Raw genomic sequence first — 6,772 nt, forward strand, 5'->3', positions numbered from 1 at the left:
AACCGTCCGCCAGCACGCCGTTCGTCGGCGCGCCTGTCCGCCTGCCCGCGCTCGCCGGGCGAGGTGCGCGATGAACCGGGCCGTCGTGTCGTCCCGCATCGACGCGGCGCGCGCGCGCGTGTCACCTTCGCCCGCGCGCCGCGTCTGGCAGCGCTTTCGCCAGCAGCGCCTCGGCTACTGGAGCTTCGTCATCTTTGCGGTCGCGTTCGCCGCGAGCCTCGCGGCACCGCTATGGTCGAACGACAAGCCGCTCGTCGTGCGCTACGACGGCCAGACCTATTTCCCGATGTTCCATGCGTATCCGGAGACGACCTTCGGCGGTGACTTCCCGACGCCGGCCGACTATCTCGATCCGTATGTCCGCAAGCGGCTCGAGGCGCCGGGCAACTTCGTCGTCTATCCGCCGAACCGCTATTACTACGACACGCTGAATTACTTTTCGACCGTGCCGAACCCGGCGCCGCCGTCGCGCGCGAACTGGCTCGGCACCGACGCGCAGGGGCGCGACCTGCTCGCGCGGCTCGTGTACGGGTTCCGCGTGTCGGTCGAGTTCGGGCTGATCCTGACCGCGATCGGCACGCTGCTCGGGATCGCCGCGGGCGCAGTGCAGGGCTTCTTCGGCGGGCGCATCGATATCGTGGGGCAACGGCTGATCGAGATCTGGAGTTCGCTGCCCGAGCTGTACCTGCTGATCATCTTCGCATCGATCTTCGAGCCGAGCTTCCTGCTGCTGATCGTGCTGCTGTCGCTGTTCGGCTGGATCGGCCTGGCCGATTACGTGCGTGCCGAGTTCCTGCGCAACCGCACGCAGGACTACGTGCGGGCGGCCCGCGCGATGGGGCTCACGAACTGGCAGATCATCTGGCGCCACGTGCTGCCGAACAGCATGACGCCCGTGATCACGTTCCTGCCGTTCCGGATGAGCGGTGCGATCCTCGCGCTCACGAGCCTCGACTTCCTCGGGCTTGGCGTGCCGCCACCGACGCCGAGCCTCGGCGAGCTGCTCGCGCAGGGCAAGGGCAATCTCGACGCGTGGTGGATCTCGCTGTCGACGTTCGGCGTGCTGGTCGCGACGCTGCTGTTGCTGACCTTCATGGGCGACGCGCTGCGCAACGCGCTCGACACGCGGATCGCCGACTCGGTGCGCGCGGCAGGAGGCCAGCGATGAGCGACACGGTCGTATCGAACGCGGGCGAACCGCTGCTGTCGCTCGAGCACCTGCACGTGCGCTTCGGCGACACGGTGGCCGTCGACGACGTGACGCTCGCGATCGGCCGCGGCGAGCGCGTCGCGCTCGTCGGCGAGTCGGGGTCGGGCAAGAGCGTGACCGCGCTGTCGATCCTGCGGCTGCTGCGCGACGCCGACGTGAGCGGCACGATCCGCTTCGCCGGGCACGACCTCGCCGGCAAGAGCGAGCGCGAGATGCGCGGGCTGCGCGGCTCGGCCATCGCGATGATCTTCCAGGAGCCGATGACGGCGCTCAACCCGCTGTACACGATCGGCGCGCAAATCGGCGAGACGATCGTGCTGCACGACGGCGTGACGGCGGGGGAGGCGCGCAAGCGCGCGATCGCGCTGCTTGCGCGCACCGGCATCGCGGAGCCGGAGAAGCGCGTCGACAGTTACCCGCATCAGTTGTCGGGTGGCCAGCGGCAGCGCGCGATGATCGCGATGGCGCTCGCGTGCCGGCCGCGCCTCTTGCTCGCGGACGAGCCGACCACGGCGCTCGACGTGACGATCCGCGCGCAGATCGTCGATCTGCTGCTCGAGTTGCAGCGCGAGGAGGCGGAAAAACGCGGGATGGCGATCCTGCTGATCACGCACGACCTTAACCTCGTGCGGCACTTCGCCGAGCGGGTCGCGGTGATGGAGCGCGGCAAGCTGGTCGAAAGCGGGTCGGTCGAGCGGATCTTCGCGGAGCCGGAGCATCCGTATACCCGGCGGCTGCTGAATAGCCGGCCGCAGCGCACGGTCGCGTCGGTGCTGCCGATCGCGCCCGTCGTGCTCGAAGCGCGCCACGTCAGCGTGCAGTTCGCGCGCAAGCGGCCGGGCTTCGCGGGCTGGTTCGGCACGACGCCCGTGACGGCGGTCGCGGACGTGTCCGTGTCGGTGCGGCAGGGCGAGACGCTCGGGATCGTCGGCGAGTCCGGTTCAGGGAAGTCGACGCTCGCGATGGCGCTGCTCGGGCTGCAACGGACGGCGCACGGCGAGATCGAATTCCAGGGGCGCGCGCTGTCGACCTACCGTGGCCGCGAACAGACCGCGCTGCGCTCGAACATGCAGGTCGTCTTTCAGGATCCATTCAGCTCGCTGTCGCCGCGTCACACGATCGAGCGGATCGTAGGCGAGGGGCTCGAACTGCATCGCCCGGAGCTGACGCCGGACGCGCGCCGCGCGAAGTCGCTGGCCGTGCTGCGCGAAGTCGGCCTCGACCGCACGGTGCTGCATCGCTATCCGCACGAATTCTCGGGCGGGCAGCGCCAGCGCATCGCAATCGCGCGCGCGCTCGTGCTGGAGCCGCGCATCCTGATCCTCGACGAACCGACTTCCGCGCTCGACGTGTCGATCCAGCAGCAGGTGCTGAAACTGCTCGCGAATTTGCAACAGAAATACAACCTCGGCTATGTATTCATCAGCCACGATCTGGAGGTGATCGGCGCGATGGCGCATCGGGTCGCGGTGATGCAGGGCGGGGCGATCGTCGAGTCCGGGGACGTGGCCGATATCTTCACGAAACCGTCACATCCTTACACACAAAAGCTGTTGAAAGCGGTCTGGAAAGCGTGATAGGCGTCCAATGGTCTGACTATCTCGATTGTATTTTTTAATTTGTTTTGACAAACGATTACGCGCTGGCTAGTATCGACCGAAATTTTCCGCCAATCAGCTGATTTTTAAGCACATTCCATCGACCAATGCAGCATCGATCCCTGACCCAGGCATGCGCGCGCACCCTCGCCGGGCTGTTCATCGGCGCCCTGTTCGCAGCAGCTCCCGTCGCGTTCGCCGACGAAGTCAGCAGTTTTAACCAGAATGTCACGAATTCGACTCAAATCGGGTCGAATTCGTCCCTCCAGCAGACTAGCGCGCAGCCGTCGAGCGGCGGCGCGAAGTCGTTCCTCGCCGGCATGGCCGGCAAGGCAGGCGACGTGGTCGTCGGCGCGCTGAACATGATCGGCGTGCGCTACCGCTGGGGCGGTAACTCGCCGGATTCCGGCCTCGATTGCAGTGGCTTCGTGCGCTACGTGTTCCAGGACACGCTCGGCATGTCGCTGCCGCGTCGCGCGGAAGAGATGAGCCGCGTCGGCGAGAAGGTCAGCATGAGCAACCTGAAGCCGGGCGACCTCGTGTTCTTCAACACGATGCGCCGGACGTTCTCGCACGTCGGCATCTACATCGGCGACAACAAGTTCGTGCATTCGCCGTCGACGGGCAGCACGGTTCGCGTCGACGATCTCGACAGCGGCTACTGGGAAAAGCGTTTCACCGGTGCGCGCCGGATCGAATCGGCGTTCCCGATGAAGGCCGACGACCTGCGCCAACGCGTGCGCGCGACGATCGGCGACGACGCGGCGAACGGCAGCAACTGACGCACGCCGGCGATCGGCCGGATGAAAAAACCCTGTCACCGAAAGGCGGCAGGGTTTTTTGCTTTGGGGGCGCGGAAGCGGCGGGTTGGGGGCGTCGGCGCCGGTGGCGGCTCGTTACACGTCGTGCCCCGCGATGCGTCCGCTTATGCCGCTGCTGCCCCGCGGGCTGCCGCAAGCTTGCGCTGCAACTCGGGCATGATGCGCGCGACCGCTTCTTCGCCCGCGAGGATGGCCGCGTTGCGCTGGTTGAAGTCGCTGCCACCCATCGCCGCGAGGTTCGGGCGAATCACGACGTCCGCGTATTTGTCGAGCTCGTAGGTCTTGATCGTCTGACCCATGATCGTGAAGGTCTGCAGCAGCATCTCGATCGGGTTGCTGGTCGCCGCGCCGTCCGGTCGCGACGAGATGTCGACCGCGATCACGAAGTTCGCGCCCATCTTGCGCGCGAACGACGCGGGCACCGGGCTCACGAGACCGCCGTCGACGTATTCGCGGTTGCCGATCTTCACGGGCTCGAACACCGACGGCACGCTGCACGACGCGCGCACCGCAAGCCCCGTATTGCCCTGCTGGAACAGAATCGGCTGGCCGTTCTGCAGGTCGGTCGCGACGACGCCGAGCGGCTTCGCCATCTTTTCGATCGGCCGGTTGTTGAGCGTCTTGTTCAGGAAGTTCTGCAGCGCGATGCCCTGCAGCAGCCCGCGCGAGCGGAACGGCAGCGCCCAGTCGCTGATCGCCGCCTGATCCATGTCGAGCGCGATCTTGTTGATCTGCAGCCCGCTCATCCCCGACGCGTACAGTGCCCCGACCACCGAGCCCGCGCTCGTGCCGGCGACGATCTCGACCGGGATGCCGCGCGCCTCCAGCGCCTTCAGCACGCCGATGTGCGAGAAGCCGCGGGCGGCGCCGCCGCCGAGCGCGATGCCGATCTTCACGGGCTTCTCGCGCGACTGCGTGGGATTCGCGGCGTTGTCGGGGCGGGACTTGTCGCCGAACGACGTGCAAGCGGCGAGGCTGGCGGATGCGCATGCGATCGTGAAATGACGGCGCGACAGGCGAGGGGACGACATCGTGTGGTTCTCCGGCGGCTTGGCGGCGGGCCGGGCGGCCCGCGGCGGCGATAGGTTCCGAGCGGCCGTGCGGCAGAAACCGGGCGGCCGGCGCGGCGCCGGCTGGCGGCCGCGGCGCGCACATCATAAAGCAAGCGGCGCGCTTGGCGCGAAGACCGGCGCGAGTATAATTCCGGCTTCTTTCCCGTTCCGGGCGCGGCCGGCCCCATTGCTGTCCGGGCTGTCGCCGTCGATCCCGCGTCGAATCATTCATGCGCCCCAGGCGTTCGAGTTACCGTTTATGACCCGTCCTGTCCGTACCCGCTTCGCGCCGAGTCCCACCGGCTTCATCCACCTCGGCAACATCCGCTCCGCGCTCTATCCGTGGGCGTTCGCGCGCAAGATGAAAGGCACGTTCGTGCTGCGTATCGAGGATACCGACGTCGAGCGTTCGTCGCAGGAAGCCGTCGACGCGATCCTCGAGGGGATGCAGTGGCTCGGCCTGGATTTCGACGAAGGCCCGATCTACCAGATGCAGCGGATGGACCGCTATCGCGCGGTGCTCGCGCAGATGCTCGAGCAGGGGCTCGCGTACCCGTGCTACATGTCGGCCGAGGAACTCGACGCGCTGCGCGAACGCCAGCGCGAGGCTGGCCTCAAGCCGCGCTACGACGGCACGTGGCGTCCGGAGCCGGGCAAGGTCCTGCCCGAGCCGCCGGCTGGTGTGAAGCCCGTGCTGCGGTTCCGCAACCCGCTGACCGGCACGGTCGTGTGGGACGACGCGGTGAAGGGGCGTGTCGAGATCTCGAACGAGGAGCTCGACGACCTCGTGATCGCGCGTCCGGACGGCACGCCGATCTACAACTTCTGCGTGGTCGTGGACGACATGGACATGAACATCACGCACGTAATCCGCGGCGACGACCATGTGAACAACACGCCGCGCCAGATCAACATCCTGCGCGCGCTCGGCGGCGAGCCGCCCGTCTATGCGCACCTGCCGACCGTGCTGAACGAGCAGGGCGAGAAGATGAGCAAGCGGCATGGCGCGATGAGCGTGATGGCGTATCGCGACGCGGGCTTCCTGCCGGAGGCGGTCGTCAACTACCTCGCGCGTCTCGGCTGGTCGCACGGCGACGCCGAAATCTTCTCGCGCGAGCAGTTCGTCGAATGGTTCGACCTCGAGCATCTCGGCAAGTCGCCCGCGCAATACGATCACAGCAAGCTGAGCTGGCTGAACGCCCATTACATCAAGGAAGCGGACAACGCGCGCCTCGCCGCGCTGGCGAAACCGTTCCTCGCGGCGCTCGGCATCGACGACGCGGCGATTGCGACGGGCCCGGCGCTCGACGCGGTAGTCGGCCTGATGAAGGATCGCGCGACGACGGTCAAGGAGATCGCCGAAGGCGCCGCGATGTTCTACCGCGTGCCGGCTCCGGACGCCGACGCGCTTGCGCAGCACGTGACCGATGCGGTGCGCCCGGCGCTGGCCGATCTCGTCGCTGCGCTGAAGGCAGCCGAGTGGACGAAGGAGGCGGTGTCCGCCGCGTTGAAGGCGACGCTCGGCGCGCACAAGCTGAAGATGCCGCAGCTCGCGATGCCGGTGCGCCTGCTGGTGGCGGGCACGACGCATACGCCGTCGATCGACGCGGTGCTCGTACTGTTCGGTCGCGACATCGTGGTGTCGCGCATCGAGGGCGCGCTGGCCTGAGGTTGGGGCGGGGCGAAGCCGCCCGTGCATGACATCGCGGCGGCTTCGCAAAAAAATTCGCTCGGATCGCAAAAAGGGTATTTACAAGTTCAAATTCGGTCCATATAATCTCATTTCTGTTCTGCAAGGGGGTATAGCTCAGCTGGGAGAGCGCTTGCATGGCATGCAAGAGGTCAGCGGTTCGATCCCGCTTACCTCCACCATCAGAGCAGAATGGATTGATTTGCGAAGCAGCAGTGGTGGTAGTAATAAATGCTTCACAAAATGATTTAAAGCAGTTAGAATTTCGGCCTTCGCTGTTGATGATGAGTGAATAGCGAAAGTCAGACAGATCTGAAAAGATTATGTCCCCTTCGTCTAGAGGCCTAGGACATCACCCTTTCACGGTGAGTACAGGGGTTCGAATCCCCTAGGGGACGCCA

At 66.3% G+C, this 6,772-nt stretch carries 5 protein-coding genes and 2 tRNA genes; 6 read left to right on the forward strand and 1 reads right to left on the reverse strand.

The features are described from left to right. Positions 1-70 precede the first annotated feature (70 nt). From BTE28158_RS19685 to BTE28158_RS19695, 3 genes are all read left to right on the forward strand, one after another. Positions 71-1,168 carry an ABC transporter permease gene (locus BTE28158_RS19685; RefSeq protein WP_059599480.1) on the forward strand — a complete coding sequence of 366 codons (1,098 nt, stop codon included), beginning with the start codon at positions 71-73 and terminating at the stop codon, positions 1,166-1,168. Continuing rightward, positions 1,165-2,787, forward strand: a complete 1,623-nt coding sequence (locus BTE28158_RS19690; protein ID WP_151050171.1) for an ABC transporter ATP-binding protein — start codon at positions 1,165-1,167, stop codon at positions 2,785-2,787. Before BTE28158_RS19685 ends, BTE28158_RS19690 begins: the two co-directional genes overlap by 4 nt. A 128-nt stretch (positions 2,788-2,915) precedes the next feature. After that, the gene (locus tag BTE28158_RS19695; protein ID WP_124622394.1) at positions 2,916-3,590 is read left to right on the forward strand and encodes a C40 family peptidase; all 675 of its coding nucleotides are present in this window, start codon (positions 2,916-2,918) and stop codon (positions 3,588-3,590) included. Positions 3,591-3,733: 143 nt separating this feature from the next. Here the strand turns inward: BTE28158_RS19695 and BTE28158_RS19700 are convergent, their stop codons facing one another. After that, complete coding sequence (locus BTE28158_RS19700; protein WP_124903427.1) at positions 3,734-4,660, reverse strand: patatin-like phospholipase family protein; 927 nt, start codon at positions 4,658-4,660, stop codon at positions 3,734-3,736. 280 nt (positions 4,661-4,940) lie between these two features. Between BTE28158_RS19700 and gltX the strand changes: the two genes are divergently transcribed. The 3 genes from gltX (at position 4,941) to BTE28158_RS19715 (ending at position 6,772) form a co-directional block, all read left to right on the forward strand. After that, positions 4,941-6,350 (forward strand): glutamate--tRNA ligase, encoded by a 1,410-nt coding sequence (gltX, locus tag BTE28158_RS19705; protein ID WP_151050173.1) that lies wholly within the window; start codon positions 4,941-4,943, stop codon positions 6,348-6,350. 127 nt (positions 6,351-6,477) lie between these two features. Continuing rightward, positions 6,478-6,553, forward strand: a tRNA-Ala gene (locus BTE28158_RS19710). A gap of 143 nt (positions 6,554-6,696) precedes the next feature. Continuing rightward, a tRNA-Glu gene (locus BTE28158_RS19715) sits at positions 6,697-6,772 on the forward strand.

Origin of the sequence: Burkholderia diffusa (assembly GCF_902499115.1) — a bacterium.
GTDB classification, from domain to species: domain Bacteria; phylum Pseudomonadota; class Gammaproteobacteria; order Burkholderiales; family Burkholderiaceae; genus Burkholderia; species Burkholderia diffusa.

Coding starts and splice junctions, on each gene's coding strand:
- BTE28158_RS19685 (WP_059599480.1), top strand. CDS start 71: ATGAACCGGGCCGTCGTGTCGTCCCGCATCGACGCGGCGCGCGCGCGC.
- BTE28158_RS19690 (WP_151050171.1), top strand. CDS start 1,165: ATGAGCGACACGGTCGTATCGAACGCGGGCGAACCGCTGCTGTCGCTC.
- BTE28158_RS19695 (WP_124622394.1), top strand. CDS start 2,916: ATGCAGCATCGATCCCTGACCCAGGCATGCGCGCGCACCCTCGCCGGG.
- BTE28158_RS19700 (WP_124903427.1), bottom strand. CDS start 4,660: ATGTCGTCCCCTCGCCTGTCGCGCCGTCATTTCACGATCGCATGCGCA.
- gltX (WP_151050173.1), top strand. CDS start 4,941: ATGACCCGTCCTGTCCGTACCCGCTTCGCGCCGAGTCCCACCGGCTTC.